Here is a 17,240-nt window from a genome sequence, read left to right as displayed (position 1 = left end):
CTCAACATGTCGCGGAGATGAAGATGAGCCGAACAGGCGCCCCTCGAAAGACAGCGAGTTACGCAAAAATCGGAGCGCTGGCGCTGGCCGCCGGAATGGCACTGACCGGCTGCGGTTCCGACTACCCCTTGGGTGAGGAACAACGCAGGGCCGCCGAACAGGGTGACACCTCACTGTCGGGCATCCTCACGGGCATTGGTTCATCGGCTCAGAACGCGGCCATGCAAACGTGGCGGACCGGGTTCGAATCCAAGTACCCCAACGCCAACGTGCAGTACCTGTCAGCCGGTTCAGGCGCGGGTCGCTCCGCGCTCGCGGGCGGTGGCACGGACTTCGCGGGGTCGGACGCGTACTTGGATGAGGAAGAGCAGACCGAGGTCACGGACACCTGCGGTCCGGGCGGGGCCATCAACATTCCCGTCTACATCTCCCCCATCAGCGTGGCCTTCAACCTCCCGGGTATTCGGGAATTGAACTTGGACGCGCCCACGATCGCCAAGATTTTCCGACACGAGATCACGCGGTGGAACGATCCTGCCATCGCGAATCAGAACCCGGATGTGAGCCTGCCTGACGGCGTGATCACCCCGGTCGCCCGCGCCGATGATTCCGGGACCACGGAGAATTTCACCGACTACCTTGAGGCCGCCGCGCCCGAGGTGTGGACCGATGAGCATGACGGCGGCTGGCCCAATTCGCTTCCCAGCGAGCGCGCCCAGGGCAATAACGGTGTGGTCACCGTGACGAACCAGACCGAGGGCGCCATCACGTACGCGGACGACTCCCTCGTGGGGGAATCCCTGGGCAAAGCAAGGGTGAAGGTAGGCGATGAGTACGTGCCCGTGACCGCCGAAACCGCAGCCACGGCCGTGGGAGTCTCTTCCCGAGTGGAAGGTACCGGCGAACACGACATCGCTCTGGACATCGACCGCACCCCCGACGTGCCGGGCGCTTACCCCGTGGTCCTGGCCTCATACCACGTGTTCTGCACGAGCTACAGTGACCCCCAAACTCTGGAGCTGATCAAGACCTTCGGGCATTACGTGGTCAGCCCCGAGGGTCAACAGCTGGCGGGGGACTCGGTCAAGAGCGCGCCCCTTCCCGAAAACCTCACCAGGGAGGCTCAGGAGGCTCTGGACTCCATCACGCTGCGGTAGTGCACGCCATGCCGCGTTCCCGGAATGAGTGGCCACGCGGCCGTGTTCTGTGAGTGATGGGTATTCCACTTTCGCTCCTCGACCGGTCCCGCACCCGCCAGGGACACACCGATTCCGCCGCTTTGCACCAAACGGTGGAACGAGCCCGGCGCGCAGAGGCGGCCGGGTATCGGCGGTTCTGGGTGTCCGAGCATCACGGAGTTCCCGGGGTCGCCTCGGGGACCCCGGCCTTACTTGCCCAGGCGGTTGCCGCCGCCACCAGCACAATTCGTGTGGGGTCCGGCGGAGTAATGCTGCCCAACCACCGCCCGATCCTGGTCGCCGAGGAATTCGCGGTACTCACAGCCCTGCACGGCGAGCGCTTCGATCTGGGGCTCGGTCGCTCCCTGGGCTTCACCAAACCCGTGCGCGAAGCACTCGGCGCGTTGCAGGCTCGGCCGCGAGAATTCGCGGCGGCCATCGAGGAGGTCCGTGAGTACTTGACGGGTGCGGGCAACATCACGATTCGCCCGGCCGACACCGGCCATATCCCAATCTTCGTGCTGGGCACCGGCACCGGGCTGCAGATCGCAGCGGAGCTGGGTCTGCCCGCAGTGGTCGGTGGGCCATTGCTCAGGTCAGGCCCGGAGGCCTTCGACGCGTACCGCTCCGAGTTCCGCCCCAGCTCCCAACAGGCCGAGCCGTATTTAATTGTCTCTGCCGAAATCTTCGTGGCCGAGTCGTCCTCGGAAGCTCGCGCACTCGCTGTGCCGGAAGCCTGGGCCATGGCCCAATCTCGCCTCACCGGGTCCTTCCCGCCGCTCCTGCCGACGACGTCGCTCCCCACCCAGCGCACGGGTCGGCAAGATCGCTACGTGGCCGAATCTCTAGCGACCGTCATCGCGGGGACGGAGGACCGGGTCGTGAGGGAGATCAGCGACCTGTTGGAGCGCACCGGTGCGGACGAGATCATGAGCACGGCGTCCACCTTTGACGTTGCCGCGCTGTACGACTCGGACGCCCGTTTGGCTCGTGCCGTGGCTGCCCTATAGTCCGCGTTCCTTGCCCGGCGCGGGGCTGCTGCCATCAACCAACCCGCTGGGCTCCCCCGCCCCGGTTGATACCACATGAACGAGCTGCTCCATCGGACCCTTCCCCCAGATCAAAGTCCAGGCAATACAGCCCGCCGTGACTCCCAGGGTGATCGGCCAGAACGGATCGAGCGCCAGGAATCCATGCAACCGGTGGATGTCGGAACCCACTCCCGGTGTGACCATGATCCAGATGCCCCAGACGAGCAGGTGCGCCGTGTATGCCGTCAAAGGCATGGACCCGATGACCCGTACCGGCCACAGAAGCCAGCGCAGCGACGTCGTCGCGGCGAGAACGGACACCGCGAGGACCGCAAGAGCGAAACCTCCCGAGCCGAACGCCTCCCCCACCCCGTTCGAGTGGGGGTCGTCGCGAAAAACCGACAGTGCCCAGAAGGTCGAGCCGGCCGGGAGATCCGCCCCATAGCGAGCAATCACCTGGTTGCCTACCGGGCCGAGCACCGCGTAACCGAGCACCGAGAGTGCCACCCCGGACACGAGCAACAACACCGTGGGGCCGATTCCGCGGCGGATCACCCGCCCCGCGATGATCCCCGCGGCCACGAACGCCAGCCACACCACAAAGGGGTAATTCCACCCGAGCACGTCGGAGACGAGTTCCGCAGCACTTCCCCGTTCGGGTTGGCCCCCGCTGTCGATCAACGCGACGACAAATGGCGCGACAGCCGCCGTGAGCGCCGCCGTGATGGCGAGTGCCCGCCCGGACCATGTGACCAGGAACGCGCCGATCATCAAGAGGAGACCGTAGGCCGGAAGCACCACGAACACAGGGATGTCAAGGCTGAGCAGAAGCAGCCCGAGGGTCCAGATGAGTACCGCGCGGATCATGATGGGCTTGCGTTGGGCGCGCGCCGCATCGTGTTCGCCGGCTTGCGCCCGCATCCTGGAGCCCATGAGCCCCAAGGACACACCGGCGAGGGTTGCGAACAGAATGGCGGACCTGCCCTCGACCACCCCGAGCCAGGTCTGCGGTCGGGACCATTCCAGGGATGTAACCACAGTGAGGTGAGCCACGTACATGCCCAGGATCGCCAAGCCACGGGCCAGATCGATGCCGGGGATCCGACCCGGAGATTCCAACCGGGCCACGTTCTGCTTCACGCGCTGTGACATGCTGCGTGGCGGCGATGCTGCGGACGGTGGCATACATCCATCATGGCGCACCGGGAGGATCACATACTGCTGCATGGGTCGCAATGAGGTCATGATCTAGCCTGAGGAGCATGCCTTCCTCCGATCGGGTACCCCCAGAAATCCTCGACCTCGCCCGCTCGGCACGGCGGGTGACGGTTCTGACCGGAGCAGGGATGTCCGTCGAGTCCGGTGTTCCGACCTTCCGCGATGCCCAGACCGGACTGTGGGAGCGTTTTGACCCGGTGGAACTCGCCACCCCGGAGGCCTGGGAGGAAGACCCCGCCCAGTGTTGGGCCTGGTACGCGTGGCGCGCGTCCCTCGTGCGCGGCACCGAGCCGCACCCCGGTCACCTGGCACTTGCGCAATGGCAGGCTCGCCCCGGTATCGATCTGCGAATTTCCACCCAGAATGTGGACGCCCTGCATGAACGGGCGGGCGCTACGGTTCTCGCCCACGTCCACGGCGACCTCTTCGCCCTGCGCTGCGCCGGTTGCGGTGCCCCCGCCGACACCGGTTATCCGCCCATTACGGAACCCGTGGCTCAGCTCGACCCACCCGCATGCCATCAGTGTGGTGGACTGGTCCGCCCCGGTGTCGTGTGGTTTGGCGAGGCCCTGCCGGAGAGGGCGTTCCAGGACTCTGTCGAGGCCGCGCAAGAAGCGGATCTCGTGCTGGTCGTGGGCACCTCGGGCCTGGTGTACCCCGCCGCGAGCATCCCGGACTTCGCCGGTGCACGCGGTGTGCCCGTTGTTGAAATCAACCCCCGGGTCTCGGAGGTGTCGGCCAGCGCGGACCACACCTGGCGTGCCACGGCCGGTCAGGCGCTACCCGCGCTGGTGAGTGCCCTAGGGTAAAGAATGGGTCTGGTTATCGCGACATTGGCGCAAGATCCACGGCTCGGCGCATCAAAATTACACTTGCCCAGTCCCGCATCGCACCGCGTCAAACCATCAGCGCTCCAACCGCTCATTGCAGTGCGGCGGGGGCTTGGTCACCCCCAACAATTCCGAGGACGTTGCGGGTTACTCTTGGGACATGCAGAACCAGCTACCCACGCGCAAGCAAGTGAAGAAAGCTGGTTCCAGGATTCGCGCCTATCATCGTGGAGATTTGCCCCACCACGATTACGAGCTTGCTCTTCGAGTAGTGGAGCAGTACCGCGCATGTTTCAGCTCTCCGACTGTGAACGTCAACAACTGGTTGCGGCGCTATGCCCGGGATGTTGGCCTGCCCGTGAAGGTGTCTCAGAGACTCAAGAAGGTTCCCACAATCATTGAGAAACTCACTGCGCGGGAGACGACGCTTAATCTCCTCACGATGCACGACATCGGTGGCTGCCGCGTAGTCCTTGATGACCTAGAATCTCCTAGGCTGTTCGAGGCTTCGATCAAGGATCGCCGCCAGAGTCAAATACTCCGTGTACTTGACTACGTGGAAATCCCCCGCATCTCGGGGTACAGGGCAGTACATATAGTCCTTAAGACGCAACCCAGTGGGCTGCCCGTTGAGGTGCAGTTAAGGACTCAATCCATGCATGAGTGGGCCGAGACTTCAGAGGGGTTCTCCAAAGATTTGGGACGCAACTTCAAGCAGGATGGTGATCATCCAGTCCAGGAGTTCCTCGCCGTAGTGGCAGATATCTACTTCTTGACCGATATGAAGAAGCCCATACCACATGATCTTCAAAAAAGGTACAGTGAGACTCTAAGTGAGGCACGGAGGTCTATGCATGTTCTTCGTGCCGCCCAGGGGGTGCAGCAGGAGTTGCCCCTCGATGAAAGGATCTAGCTATGGCTAAGGCGCAGCCCATTCGCCACTTCTTGCTGGTGTTTGACCATGCCCACGGCAAGTTGGTGCACCAAGAAGACTTTGGTTCTGACGTGGCCAGAGCAACCACTGCGTACTCCGCGATGGAGCAACAGCACCAGGACGAGACGCAGATTGATGTGGTCTTGGTGGGCTCTGACTCGTTGGAGACCATCAAATTTACTCATGCCAACTATTTTGAAGGCGCCTCTCAATCTCTCATGAAAAAAGCTATGGCCCTGAGCTTCTAGCTACGTTTCCAAGTCTTCTTCGAAGATCAGGAAGTCCCCATCCGCACCTGTGGATGGGGATTTCTTATTGACGCTCTGATCCGAGTGTCATAGGCATGTCGTTCGTGCAAGGTTCCACCCATAAACATGGGCTGAAAATTCGCGCGAGCACCCTGGTCGCGCATGAGAAAGGCCCGAACCTCAAGCAATGAAAACAGTGCGATAAAGGTTCGGGCCTTGCGCCTGAGGTGCACCTCGCTGGGTGGTTCTCAAACCCGCGCAAGCCCCTCATGACGCTGATTCGCCGGGTTCTGAGGGGAACGCGGCGCTCGGTGTCGCGTCCTGAGCGTCAGCCTATCGAGGATGTGCGCGGCCCGGTCACGAAGAATTCGCCTCGTCCTCAAACCCGTTTGAGTGTCCCGAATCGGGCTGCGCTGGCGGAGCAGTACGCCAAGGGAGTACCGGTCGACAAGCTGGTGCGGCGGTTCGGGATACATCGCACGACTGTGCATCGGCTCGCTGCACAGGCAGGTGTCGCGGTGCGTCGTCGTGGTCTGGATGAGCGCGGGCGTCGAGAAGCTGCGCGGCTGTACGAGAAGGGCATGACGCTCGAAGAGGTCGCTGCCAAGTTGGGTGTCGGTGACGAGACGGTGCGCTCTGCGGTCGTCACTTCTGGCGGGACGATTCGCCAACGTGGCCGCCGTCCGTCTCTCTAGTCAAGTTCGGAGAGGGACGATGTCATCCAAATTGGCGACCGACCCAAGCCAGATGCATGTTGGCGACGAGCTTTCCTTGCCGCTGACGACCGCGCAGGATGCCGACGCGAGTGCGTCCTTCCACAAGTTGAACGCCGCTCGATGCGGGGTGAAGCAGCGCCTGATCTATGACGATCGGCCAACGCTTCCAAGTGCCGTGAACCTCCCAGGCGAGTCCCACGCCCAGGTGCTGGCCTTGGTTACGCACGGAGATCCAATGATCTGGATCGTCCGCGACGACCTCAATAGCATTCCGGTCCGATGGTCCAGTTTGCATCTTCATGAACGTGTCAACTGGCAGCGCTTCAACCTGCCAGTCGACCTGTGCGAGATCGACGTTCTCATAATCTCGGAGGAAGGAAGCATTGCCTGCGTGGTCGTAGATCCACTGCTCGATGACATCGGCCGGCCAGCGCAGGTCGGCGACCATGTCTTGTCGTTGGAACTCTGTGAGGCCGTAACCGCTCTCGCGACATCGTTGCGCCAGGTCAGTGAAATCAACAAGGCGCATACCGATATCCTTCTCAGCCCTCTGGCATCATCCCGGTCTTTAGCCAAGCAAGCTACCCGGGTCTATCTAAATTACGGTCAAAATGTCTGTCATTATCAGTGCCGCATGTTGACTCGGATTCCGCCGAGTAGTTTTGCTGGACCGAAGGAACTGACTCTGTTGCGACTCTGCAACGCTTTGAGCAGTTCCTCAGTTCCGTCGCGGTCCTTCAAGTGCGGACGATGGTAACCGGTTCTGGTCAGAGGCTCATAGTCGTCGCCCAATCCGAGCAGGATTTGATCTAGTAGCCCGAGTTCTATGTCGGGGAGATGCGGCTCTAGCAGACCCAGAACGTGCTCGGCCGGCGCACCAGCCTCGGCAAGCTTGACTAGTAGTTCAACAGAGACGTTGTTGCCTTTGCTTGCCCACTGGCAAAACGCGATCACGCTCTGCCGGGACAGACGATCAGTGACGAAATCTACGTCGTCGGCGATCGCGCGCTTCACAGCTGGTGTCAGGCGTCGACTCCGCATCACTTGAGCCAGATCGTCGCTCGACAACTCCAACTCGCATACGTACGACGCCAGTTGCTTGGACGCTGCGAAGTACTCCTCGCGGAATGCGAACGGGCGGTCACTCACGAGGGCGTACGTGTCGGCGGTATCGGGCACCAGGTCCTTCTCTAGCAGCGCCGGAAGGAGGGCGAGGCCGACATCGGACAAGTGTTCGGGGTCCAAGCCGTCGGCCAGGTCGAGCTGCCCGAGTAGGCGGACGGCTGCTGTCGACTCCAACGCACCGGAGTTGGCCAGTGCATATGCAAGCTCCAGCCTGGGCTCTTCTTCTACTTCCTCGGCCTTGGTGAGGTTGACGGTGCCGAGGTTCTCGATCAGTTCTTCGTTGACTCCGAACTTGCTGACGAAGTGGCTCACGTTCCAGACAGTCGGCGCGAACCGACCTGCCGACACCACTTGTCCCCATGCTCCGTCGTCGAGGTCCGTCAGGTCGGCAACTTCGCAGGAGTCCGCCGCACGTGCCGCGACGAGGCGCACGGCAAACTCGGCTGAATCTGCGACGTCACCGAGCACAGCAACGAATGCGTCTGGACTCTCGACGGTCACCTCGTCGTCTTGGAGGATGTCAAGGTAGTCGTCCAGGTTCGCGAGCACATGCCTGTAGACCGAGTCATCGGCAGCGTTCATGACGTCAAGCACTAGACCGGTGCTTTCGCCGAGAGCGACCGACAGGTTCATCCGCGTGACCGGGTAAAGGCCTGCGGCCACCGCCGCCTTGCGCTGTGTCTCTCCGAGCACACCGAGATCGCTTATCTGCGCGCCGAGACGACGCAGAAGAGCAATCAGGTCGGTCGCCTTCACCGCGTCCGTCTCGCCAACAAATGCCTGCATCTGGGCGTAGTGCTCCGACACGAACTCCGCGACCTGGTCAGACGCTTCGTAGTCTGTGTCCTGCGCGGCGCTCGTGATAGCCGCATCAACGAGGGCCACGACTACTTCGAGTTCTAGCGGTGCCTTCTCGACCAGATGAATGAAAACACCGTCCCAGCGCGGCGCCAATCGACTTATGAACCCATCGCGAGATTCGCCGTCTATCATGTAGGCGTCGAGGAAAGAGGAGTCATCCCCCGAACGCACGGCGAGCTTATCGATGGCCTTGTCGAGGTGTTCGGGACGTGCAAGCAAGTAGTAGTCAAATACTTCGACGTTAAAGACACTTTCGCCGTCGAGGAAGCGGGAACCCATCTCCTTCTCAACTGCTTCGATCGAGCTAGCCTCATCGAAGTGAAAGTGGGGAGCTGCGCGATCGGCTTGGACGCAGTGAAGGATGAAGTTCATCGCACTCACGCTGATCGCGATGTCATGGTAGTCCGAGCAGTACAGAGTGAAGTTCTCGTCGATGTAGCCCTTAGCCAGCAGATCGCGCCCCAAAGGAGATACAAGTTCGCTGATGACGGAGTCCAAATTGCTTTCGTCGCCATCCGTGGTTGGCATGACGAGGTCCGTCCTAGCGATAAGTTCCGCCATCGTGGACTTCGTGACGAAGTCTTTAGTCTCAAGTGCCACCCGGGAGTCGCGCTGAAGGCGGGCAACATCAGCGTCCACGGCGTCGTCCAACCCATCCGTCCCAGTCCCGGTCAGCGAGATCAGTTCGTCGAATGACAGTTCGATGCCGCTGTATCCTGAGCGAAGGAGATGTACCGAGTCGCGATTCTCGTACAACGACCTCCAGAAGTCACCTGATGTCAGGTCTGACAGTTGGTAGTCCTGCGACTGGTATCGAAGGACCGGCTTACCTCCGCGCCCTGTCGCTCGGTAGACGATCGGCAGCACCTCTTGTAGCCGCTCCCCGGCTGTCTGCGCATGCTTGTCCCAGAGAGCTTTTGTCCTCACTCGGTTCTGCGCCGTCTTGCTGCGCACCGCTTGATGTCGAGTTTGATACTCGACCATCTTGTGGAAGGCCCGGTGTGCCTCGTCGATCTTGCTTGTGCCGAGCCGGATGGCTTCGAAGTCTTCCAGGTGCAGGTTCTTGTAAACCATCATCGCGAACAGGCGGTCTGCGGTAAGTCCTTTGAGCCCATTCTCGCCGAGCACGGATGCGCGATAGATCTCGTACTCGTTTCTGATGTTGCGGATTACGCGCATGTCGGTCAGATGGGCGCCGACAAGGTTGACCAATGCGGTAGACGGCTGGTGGTCCGCTTTGGAGAACTCGGCCGCGAGCAGGTCCCGTGCCGAACGGTGGGTGATGAACGGAACCATCGGCACTACCAGGTCGAAAAACTTCGTCCTGTTCGCCGAAGGTGCAGACTCCAACGCAGACGCATGGAGGGCCGAAGTCTTGGTATCTTCACCGTCGGATTCTGTGTCTACTTGAATTTCCTCGAAGATGCTGTCCCGGACTGCGTAGACGAACTGAATCGGCCGTGACTTGATCTGCTCGGAGTTGTTCAAGACGGTGTTTAGCTCCCGCAGGGTCTCGAAGATGTGCGGGTCCTTGAACCGGTCTAGATCCTCAAAGATCGCGACCTTGGTCTTCGTCCGCTGGAAGAAGTAGACAATCTCGTCCAGGTACTCGTCGAAGTACGAGTTTTCTTTCGCGCTCAGCTTGACCGCTGCTCCGCCGGCGGAGACGCTCTCCACTCGTATCCGGTTCTGAAGGACGCGGAGGCCTAAGAACCAGACTCCGCCCACGAACGCTCCGAGGGCGCCGACAGTGGCCCAAGCTACCCACGAATGACTGTCGACCACGCTCGCGGGTGCCACGTCTTCGATGCGATTGACCAGCCCAAGAAGAACGGCCACTACGAAGAATCCGACTGCAACGACACCGCCCCACATCAAGGCTGGCCAAGGTTTGAATGAGTCGATGCGAAAGTACCTTGACCCCGGCATGTCCGAAGGCGGCTTCCGATAGAGGAGCTGCTTGACGATCTCCTTCTGGATGAGGTTCGTCAAGGGCGCAAGCGACCCGTCCTGCTGGATGCGTACCCGCTTCGTGTCATCGATTCCCAGGCTGGACAACGACAAGTTGACCCACTTGGTACTGCGTTCGTCTAAACCCTCCTGGACACCAAGGATGACGCTGCTTTTGCCACTGCCGTAGTGACCCGCTAGAGCGATGTTCTTCGCGGCTGTTGCGGACTTGTCAGTTAGGACGTCGAGGAGGACGGCAGCGTTGCGTCCGTGGAGGTCCTCTTCGTACGCGGGTCCGAGACTCCGAAGGACGGGCACGGCAGAACTCGGTGCTGGTTGCCGCGCCGGTCGATCAGATGACATAGGTGAAATTCTACGGCAGGTGCCCGACATGACTGCGGTTCTCGGGCGTCTGAGCGACGCAGCGTCAAGGTCCTCGGGTTCGTCTGGCTAGACGGTCGAGCCTGACAGCGGGGCGGCTCGCTGCTGTCGTCGACGTGCAGCGGCCTCACGGAGGCGGGCTCGGGTGAGCCAAGCGACGCTTGCAGGTCCGAGCCAGAGCATCTTGAACCCGTTCCAGATCGTCAGCAGGACGAGTAGGTGCAGCCAGCCTGGCGCTCCCTGATCTATCAGGCCGACGAACCAGACGGCGGCGGCAAAGTACGGGATGGCCAGCATCATCGCTGCTGGCCCCCACTTCATGCCGCGTCTGGTCCGTATGAGGTCAGCGAGGATGTTGGTGGGCATGTAGCGGCGCAGGAAGTTCCGGATGTGGATGCTGACCACTATCAGGAGGCGGAACATGTTCGGCTCCTCTCAATCGCACGTTTCACCTGAGGAGGCAGTGCGTTGAGAAAGGCCCGAAGTCGGGCCGACCGCGTGTGGCCGAGTGGTGAGGAGAAACGTGCCTCGCTTCTACGATACGCCCGAGTTCTGACGTCTTGAAGGGCTCACAGTCGCGGGCCGATCGGCTGATTTGCGATTGGACGCCGTCCCGGTCCGTCCTGTTGAGGCTTGGTGATGGCCTGTGCGCGGAGGAGAGCGGCATCGGCGCGGGCATGGTCAATCTTCTGCGCCGCGCTCTCTGGTTCGGGACCGAGAGCGCGGCTGCTGGTGACCTGATAGCGGTCGCGGTAGGCCGCCACCACTCTGGCATCGCGCCGCCACGCCTTCGCTTCTTTCTCGCCCTCGGGCACCGGGCCGAGCGCGGCAGTCCAGGGCTCTTGGTCAGTGAGGGCGCTATCCAGGACGGTGCTGGTGCGCTGCCCGATGAGCTGGCGACGTTCATCGAGCGCCTTGCGCATATCGCCTGCCATCGGACCATCCACGGATGGGATCAGTCCGGCGATGAGCCGTGGCGTCTTGCGGGTGCGGCCTGAGCCGGCCGGGCGGGCGGTGGCGCGGGCTACGCGGTAGTGCAGGACGGAGGCGATGTCGTCAGCATCGGCGAACCCGCGCGCGGCGACCAGGCGCGGGAACAAGCGGTCTACGTCGTGGTGGTTGGCCTCAGCCCGGCGCAGCTCGGCGGTGAGCGCCCCGAACGCGTCAGACTCGATCGCGGCGTCGGCTTGTTCGGCGGTGAGTCCGGAGGACCGGATGAGGGTGGCCCAGCGGTCGTGTTGGGCTGCGGCGGCGATGGTCTCGTACTCGGCGGCGAGTTGGGCGATCGAGCCCCAGTGCTCCTGTTTGGCGGTGATGGTCTCGTGCGCGGACAGCTCGGCCCCAACGTGTTGCAGGACGCCATACAGCACGGACCGGCCGGTCGCGTCGGGGTTGTCACCGGGATGCGGGCTAGCGTGCTCGTCGGCCCTGTCGAGGACCACGTAGGCGCGGTTGGCGTCCTTGCCGCGGGTCATCGCGACGTAGAAGTTCTCCCGCGTCGTGGTCGGTTCAACCAGGACGTGTGAGGTGTCGACGGTGACGCCCTGCGCCCTGTGGGTGGTGACCGCGTAGCCGAGGTACCCCAAACACACTCACCTGTGATCGTGCGCGTCTGCGCAGTTCCAGTGTACTGCTTGCTGAGGACACCAGTTACTTTGCCGTGCGATCCTGCGTTCGAATTGCCAAAGGGGAATCTAATTGGGTCACGTCGAGGCGCTGTTCAGTGCCTGGTCAGCTGGCTCAGCGGGGAACTGCGTACCAAAGAACAGCGATTCCAACAGCGAGGAATCCTCCGTAGAAGGGGAAGATTGACCACGAGAACCAGACTCTAGGGTCAAAGAAGAACCAGCCACGGAAGGCCGTCCGCAACTTCCTCCAAAAACTTGGCTCTTCGTCGGATTTGTCCCTCGGTGACGGATCGCCATCCGCGTCTGGAATCTTGCGGTCGATATCATGCGGGTCGAGTGATAGCTCGGGAATCTTCTTCCCCGAAGCGACGGCATTGTAGAGCCGCCTGTACGCTCGCTCTTGCCGGAGGTAACTCGCATCCATGTAGCCGAACAGCAGAATGGCGGCGATACCTAACAATGCTACAGTTCCCGACCGTTGGGTAAGCGCGTATCCGAACGTCGCAGTGACCACAGGCAAGAGCCAACTCTTTGCCTGCGTCGAGGAATGAGCCATTCGAGCGACGATGCTCTGAATGTAGTCGAGGTGCTTTAACCTGACGGTTTCTCTTGTGTCTTCCCTCTTGGTCGTGTCGTGATCCGTCATAGTCGAAGCCCTCTACAAGCGTTACGGAGAGCATCCCAAGTCTCGTCTTTCGCATGCTCGGAGTAGCGAGTCTCGGGGGGCCAGATGCGCCCTATGGCATCGTTCGTCCATCTCGGGACGAGGTGAACGTGGACGTGATTGACACTCTGGGTAGCAACGTGTCCGTTCGACTGAATAACGTTGAGCCCCTCGGCTCCAGTGGTTTCCACGATTACTCGCGACATGCGTGAGGTAAGCAGGCCGATGTGCTCTGCATCCTCATCGTGTAGCTCCCAAACAAAGGGGACATGCGCGCGCGGGACGATCAGAGTGTGTCCCAGCACGGCCGGGTCCGTGGGGAAAAAGGCCACCACCTGATCGTCCCGATACACCTCGCGCACATCGGGATCGTTCCGTTGCACAATTGTGCAGAACGGGCAATCGGGATCAGCGGTCACAGACGAGTCTTGCCCTGCGTTGCCCATGTCTTCAGGCGATCTTTCAGGTAGTTGTAGGTGGCCTTGGAATCGATCTTCCCCGTCCAGTCTGTCTGTGTCGGATCAAAGATTGGAACTCCTGAGACGCCTGGGACTTTGTCAAAGGGATTCGACCCTGCCGAGTCGACGCTCCCCATCGAGGACAGGCCATGGATCTGAATGCCGAGAAGCGGCTTTTTGTCATCCCAAGCCTTCTGTATCTCGTACTGAACCCATTCCCGAGACGCAGTCTCTTTGCCAATAAGAACGATGACCGCTGACTTCCACTTCATCTTGTCAGAAATCCACTCTTTGATGGCTTTGTCACCACCGCTCTTGATCGTCTCCCACTCTTGATGGTTGAGGATCGGCTGCCCTTCAAGTGCTCCCATCTGCTCGATGAGTTGCACGCGATGAACATCTCTGTCGTAGTGGAAAGAATAGAAAACGGCCATGTTTGTCTCCTTTGAACTCGTGCCCATAGAGAGGTCTGCTCCCTTCCGTTGAGCATATCCGAGCCCCGGGGCTCACGTCGTCGCTTTGCTCGCGTGCCTACTGTCGAGCTGCGCCCGGCTACAGGGACCGTCTCGGTCCCTCGCGGCTTGGGTCGGTTCGGCGGGGGTCGCGCTCGAACGGGTCGCGGAGTTTTCGTGCTCGTTCGGTGGCGTCCTGTCGCGCCTGCTCCTGTGCGGCGTGCTTGGTCTCGATCAGACGGGCTGCGTCGTTGATGGGGAGGGCGCGGAGTTCGTCGGCCTCTGACCGTAGCAGCGCGGCCCGGTTCTTGGCGTCGTGCGCTTGACGGCGTGGGTTGGCGGTGCGACGCATCCCGTACCGGGCTGCCTGGGCGTGTTCGGCCCCGTACTCGTTTACGAGCAACGCCGTGTGCTCCTGCTGGTGCCGCTTCCGCATCGTGTCGCGGTCGGCGGTGGCGGCTTCGACAGTCTGGGCGGCCTCGGCCACTCGGGGGTCACTCTCGGCGCGGTTCGCGGCGACCTTGCCTGCCCATTCGGGGAGACGATCAGGGTTCGCTGGTGTGGTGCCCCACTCGATGCTGACCTGCCCGCGCAACGTCCGGGTGCGCTCGGTCGCGGCCTGCTGCTCGGTACGGGCCTTGCGCTTGCCGAACCTGCCCACCGTGGCGAGGCGACCACGGGCGGCGGCCTCGTTTGCGACGGCGTCGAGGTAGGCGGCACCATCAGTCTCGGCCTGCACCGTCAGCGGCCCGGTGACCTCGGCACGCACCTGCTCGGCGGCGTCCTCGGCTCGTCGGAGCACAGCGGCACTGTCCTCGTCCTCAGCCTGGTGGGTAGCGCGTTGGGCGTCGAACCTCGCGGCGATCTGCTCCCACCGTTCCGCCGCCTGTTCTGCACGCTCGGTCTCGTGGTCGAGGCGGGCGAGTTCTTCGGTGACCAGCCGCACTGGGCCGTCTGCGACGAATCCGCGCACCGCTTCGGCGGCTTGGGCGGTGGCGTGGTCGAGGCCGCGGTCTGCCGGGTCGCGTTCCATCGCGCCGATGAACTGCGTCCTGGCGTCGGCCATGTCCGTGGCGACGATGTGGAGCCGGTTCGTCTCGCGGCCTCGGGTCATACCGACGTAGACACCTGCCGCGCTCGTCGCCTTTGTCAACACCGTGTGCGAACCATCGACGGTCGCGCCTTGAACACCGTAGGCAGTCGCAGCGTAAGACAGGTGCGCGTGCTCTGCCAGGTATTCGGCGGGCAGGGTGACGGTGCGGGGGTTCTTGCGGTCGCTGGCAGCCTCCCGCGCGTTCACAGTGCCATCCTCGGTGACCTGCTGGACGATCCACTGTTGCCGGTTCGCCACGCCGAGCGCGGTGTCGTTTCGGCGGGTTTGGATCAGGTCACCTGCCCCGATGGTGAGGTCGTCGCTGCCGGTCGCGGTCACCGTATCGTCCACCTCGCCAACCTCGACCCTTCCGAGGCGGATGCGCTCGTTCAACGCCGCCGCCTCGTCATTCGTGGCGACCGTGATCGTCTCGCCCTCGCGGGCGTGCTCGGTGATGTGCTCGCGGGCCTGCTCGTCGTCGGCGTGCAGGGTCACGAGCCCCATCGCGGCGAGCCGGTCGAACGCCTCGCCGGGATTCGCCCGGTCGCGCATCGCCAATGTGAGAGCCGCGTACTCGGGGTCGGTGAAGCGGTGGAGTTCGCTCATGTCGTAGGTGCGGCCGAGAATCTGCGCGGCCATGTCGAGCACCCCGCCACGACCGACAGCGGGCAACTGTGCGCGGTCACCCACGAGGGCGACCGTCGCCCCGACCTCGGTGGTGACGGTCAACAGGGCGTGGGCGGTGTCCTGGTCGAGCATTCCCGCCTCGTCCACAATCACCCGCTCGCCCCGCGACAGTCGGGCGTGCTCGGGTGGACCGGTGTAGGTGCTGCCGGTTGCGGGGTCGGGGTCACCTACGGCGAGGCGTGTCCATACGCCGTCGTCGTTCCATCTCCATCCGTGCGCGTACACCAGTGCTGCAACCGACGTTGCAGGCACGTCGAGTTCATCGTGGGCGACCTGTGCAGCACGCTTGGTCGGCGCAACCACCCGCGCACTGCGTCCGTGCTCAGCGGCGACGGTGATTGCGGTGTGCAGCATGGTCGTCTTCCCACTGCCTGCGGCTCCTTCCACGATCACGAGAGGATCGGGTGAGGCGACCGCCGCAGCGGCGACGCGCTGGCCTTCATCAAGCCCTACGGCGTCCGCCGTCTTGGATACCTCGGGATGCTGAGGTTCGTCGGCGGGAACGGCCGCGGTGAGCTGGTCACGCAGCCCGGCTTCGGCAGCGACCACACTCAGGCTGGTCAGGTGCGCGACATGCTCCGGGGCAGGTACGCCCGGTGGCAGGACGGAGAAACAGTCGCTGGTCGCAAGGTCGGTCGCAATCCCGATGAACTCCCGCAACTCGGCAGGACTCGCCTGCACGCCCGCCTCGGTGGTGATGCGGGTGACATGCTCTTGAACGGTGTGCCGTGTCCACGCCGACGCTCCGGCAGCGCTGCGGTCCAGTGCCCGTGATGCAATCTCCTGCACCGCGAGGTCATCCACCGACACCACCGGTTGCGCGACACGGTGTTCGAGCTTGTCGGGGTTGTATCCGGCATCCGTGAGTTCCTGTACCCACCATTGCTCGTCTTTGAGGTCGGCGGGCTTCTTGCCGGGGCGCTGGTGCGCCCACGCGATGCCCTGCAACCTCGCGGTCATGACCGGGCCGAGAACTTCGCCAGGATGCGCGGCTTCCCATTCGGCTTCGAGCCGGTCGAGGTTGCGCCTGATCTGCGCCGACCGCTTCGACATGACCGCGTTGAACGGCTCCAACTCGACTACTTCACCGGATGCGGTGTCGAGGGTCAGACCGTAGCGGCTCAACGTCTCGGCAAGTTCAGGGTGTGCGGCGATCACTGCAGTGCCGAGGGCACGGATCGCTCCCTGCTGCTTGAACAGTGCGGCGGTGTCCAATGCCCGCCACTTCTCGGCGGCGAAGACGCGGGTGCCGATCTGCATGTGGATATGCCGGTGCGGATCACCAGCACGGGAGGTCTTGTGACCGATGCCGACCACTTGCATCCGCTCGATGGGCACGACCTCGCGCGCGTCGCGCGGGCCGACCCGAGTCACGCTGTGCTGGCCGAGCCAGCGGCGAATCTCCGCGAGGGCGTCCTGCTGCGCGGAGTCGAGGGCTTCGGAAACCTCGGGGTGGAGGGTGGCGGCGACCGACAGGCTCTTGGGGGCGTTGATCGTCATCTCCGCGAACAACGGCGACCCCTTCGTGCCCTCACCGGCCGCGCGAGGCGTGCCCATCGACTCGCCCGTCATCGGCTCCGTCCAGTCCACCCAGCCCTCGTACTCGACCGCTGACAGGGAACGGGCGGCGATGGCCTCGCCTGCGCTGTCGAGCACGGCGTACTCGGCCACGGTGTCGTCTGCGCCGAGGTAATACTCATCGGCACGGGAACGGTCGGCCTCGACATAGCGGCGCGCGGCAGCACCGCTGCCGCGGAACAGGATCACCCCGCCCTTCATCCTGGCC

14 protein-coding genes and 1 pseudogene are annotated in these 17,240 nt (G+C 62.8%); 6 read left to right on the top strand and 9 right to left on the bottom strand.

All coding sequences use genetic code 11. The features are described 5' to 3' along the window. Nucleotides 1-17 precede the first annotated feature (17 nt). Both pstS and EWV37_RS07445 read left to right on the top strand, forming a co-directional pair. The gene (pstS, locus tag EWV37_RS07450) at nt 18-1,157 is read left to right on the top strand and encodes a phosphate ABC transporter substrate-binding protein PstS (protein WP_238663130.1); all 1,140 of its coding nucleotides are present in this window, start codon (nt 18-20) and stop codon (nt 1,155-1,157) included. A 56-nt stretch (nt 1,158-1,213) separates the two neighbouring features. Further along, complete coding sequence (locus EWV37_RS07445) at nt 1,214-2,188, top strand: MsnO8 family LLM class oxidoreductase (RefSeq protein WP_129700790.1); 975 nt, start codon at nt 1,214-1,216, stop codon at nt 2,186-2,188. Here the strand turns inward: EWV37_RS07445 and EWV37_RS07440 are convergent. Then, complete coding sequence (locus EWV37_RS07440; protein WP_158222926.1) at nt 2,183-3,361, bottom strand: heparan-alpha-glucosaminide N-acetyltransferase domain-containing protein; 1,179 nt, start codon at nt 3,359-3,361, stop codon at nt 2,183-2,185. The genes EWV37_RS07445 and EWV37_RS07440 overlap by 6 nt on opposite strands. 110 nt (nt 3,362-3,471) lie before the next feature. Here EWV37_RS07440 and EWV37_RS07435 point away from each other — a divergent pair, with 110 nt between their 5' ends. From EWV37_RS07435 to EWV37_RS07420, 4 genes are all read left to right on the top strand, one after another. Continuing rightward, entirely contained in the window at nt 3,472-4,236 is a 765-nt protein-coding gene (locus tag EWV37_RS07435; protein ID WP_095797735.1) for an SIR2 family NAD-dependent protein deacylase, read from the top strand. A gap of 181 nt (nt 4,237-4,417) precedes the next feature. Further along, nucleotides 4,418-5,170: a RelA/SpoT domain-containing protein gene (locus EWV37_RS07430; RefSeq protein ID WP_095797734.1), complete on the top strand. Its 753-nt coding sequence runs from the start codon at nt 4,418-4,420 to the stop codon at nt 5,168-5,170. A 2-nt stretch (nt 5,171-5,172) separates the two neighbouring features. Continuing rightward, a complete protein-coding gene (locus EWV37_RS07425) occupies nt 5,173-5,439 on the top strand; it encodes a hypothetical protein (protein ID WP_129700788.1) in 267 nt (88 codons plus the stop codon). 389 nt (nt 5,440-5,828) lie between these two features. After that, on the top strand, nt 5,829-6,134 hold the full coding sequence (locus EWV37_RS07420; protein WP_129700786.1) for a helix-turn-helix domain-containing protein: 306 nt from the start codon (nt 5,829-5,831) through the stop codon (nt 6,132-6,134). Nucleotides 6,135-6,156: 22 nt separating this feature from the next. Here the strand turns inward: EWV37_RS07420 and EWV37_RS07415 are convergent, their stop codons facing one another. The 8 genes and pseudogenes from EWV37_RS07415 to mobF form a co-directional block, all read right to left on the bottom strand. Beyond that, nucleotides 6,157-6,684: a hypothetical protein gene (locus tag EWV37_RS07415; RefSeq protein WP_129700784.1), complete on the bottom strand. Its 528-nt coding sequence runs from the start codon at nt 6,682-6,684 to the stop codon at nt 6,157-6,159. Nucleotides 6,685-6,779: 95 nt separating this feature from the next. Then, a complete protein-coding gene (locus tag EWV37_RS07410; RefSeq protein WP_129700782.1) occupies nt 6,780-10,409 on the bottom strand; it encodes a YobI family P-loop NTPase in 3,630 nt (1,209 codons plus the stop codon). Between the two features lie 132 nt (nt 10,410-10,541). Then, nucleotides 10,542-10,895 (bottom strand): sulfate permease, encoded by a 354-nt coding sequence (locus tag EWV37_RS07405; protein ID WP_129700780.1) that lies wholly within the window; start codon nt 10,893-10,895, stop codon nt 10,542-10,544. A gap of 146 nt (nt 10,896-11,041) precedes the next feature. Further along, nucleotides 11,042-12,049 (bottom strand): annotated as a pseudogene (locus EWV37_RS07400) (C-terminal helicase domain-containing protein); the annotation flags it as partial. A gap of 163 nt (nt 12,050-12,212) precedes the next feature. Continuing rightward, nucleotides 12,213-12,746 (bottom strand): hypothetical protein, encoded by a 534-nt coding sequence (locus tag EWV37_RS07395; protein WP_129700778.1) that lies wholly within the window; start codon nt 12,744-12,746, stop codon nt 12,213-12,215. Next, nucleotides 12,743-13,210, bottom strand: coding sequence for an HIT family protein (locus EWV37_RS15855; RefSeq protein ID WP_129700776.1), 468 nt, complete (start codon nt 13,208-13,210; stop codon nt 12,743-12,745). The genes EWV37_RS07395 and EWV37_RS15855 overlap by 4 nt, the downstream gene beginning before the upstream one ends. Then, the gene (locus EWV37_RS07385; protein WP_129700774.1) at nt 13,180-13,656 is read right to left on the bottom strand and encodes a TIR domain-containing protein; all 477 of its coding nucleotides are present in this window, start codon (nt 13,654-13,656) and stop codon (nt 13,180-13,182) included. The genes EWV37_RS15855 and EWV37_RS07385 overlap by 31 nt, the downstream gene beginning before the upstream one ends. Before the next feature lie 118 nt (nt 13,657-13,774). Continuing rightward, nucleotides 13,775-17,233 carry a MobF family relaxase gene (gene mobF / locus EWV37_RS07380; RefSeq protein ID WP_238663129.1) on the bottom strand — a complete coding sequence of 1,153 codons (3,459 nt, stop codon included), beginning with the start codon at nt 17,231-17,233 and terminating at the stop codon, nt 13,775-13,777. Nucleotides 17,234-17,240 lie beyond the last annotated feature (7 nt).

Source organism: Kocuria carniphila (genome assembly GCF_004136555.1).
GTDB lineage: Bacteria > Actinomycetota > Actinomycetes > Actinomycetales > Micrococcaceae > Kocuria > Kocuria carniphila.
The sequence above is the reverse complement of the archived record's forward strand: the minus strand, read 5'-3'. Positions and strand labels throughout refer to the sequence as shown.

Coding starts and splice junctions, on each gene's coding strand:
- EWV37_RS07440 (WP_158222926.1), bottom strand. CDS start 3,361: ATGTCACAGCGCGTGAAGCAGAACGTGGCCCGGTTGGAATCTCCGGGT.
- EWV37_RS07430 (WP_095797734.1), top strand. CDS start 4,418: ATGCAGAACCAGCTACCCACGCGCAAGCAAGTGAAGAAAGCTGGTTCC.
- EWV37_RS07425 (WP_129700788.1), top strand. CDS start 5,173: ATGGCTAAGGCGCAGCCCATTCGCCACTTCTTGCTGGTGTTTGACCAT.
- EWV37_RS07405 (WP_129700780.1), bottom strand. CDS start 10,895: ATGTTCCGCCTCCTGATAGTGGTCAGCATCCACATCCGGAACTTCCTG.
- EWV37_RS07445 (WP_129700790.1), top strand. CDS start 1,214: ATGGGTATTCCACTTTCGCTCCTCGACCGGTCCCGCACCCGCCAGGGA.
- EWV37_RS15855 (WP_129700776.1), bottom strand. CDS start 13,210: ATGGGCAACGCAGGGCAAGACTCGTCTGTGACCGCTGATCCCGATTGC.
- EWV37_RS07395 (WP_129700778.1), bottom strand. CDS start 12,746: ATGACGGATCACGACACGACCAAGAGGGAAGACACAAGAGAAACCGTC.
- EWV37_RS07415 (WP_129700784.1), bottom strand. CDS start 6,684: ATGCGCCTTGTTGATTTCACTGACCTGGCGCAACGATGTCGCGAGAGC.
- pstS (WP_238663130.1), top strand. CDS start 18: ATGAAGATGAGCCGAACAGGCGCCCCTCGAAAGACAGCGAGTTACGCA.
- mobF (WP_238663129.1), bottom strand. CDS start 17,233: ATGAAGGGCGGGGTGATCCTGTTCCGCGGCAGCGGTGCTGCCGCGCGC.
- EWV37_RS07385 (WP_129700774.1), bottom strand. CDS start 13,656: ATGGCCGTTTTCTATTCTTTCCACTACGACAGAGATGTTCATCGCGTG.
- EWV37_RS07435 (WP_095797735.1), top strand. CDS start 3,472: ATGCCTTCCTCCGATCGGGTACCCCCAGAAATCCTCGACCTCGCCCGC.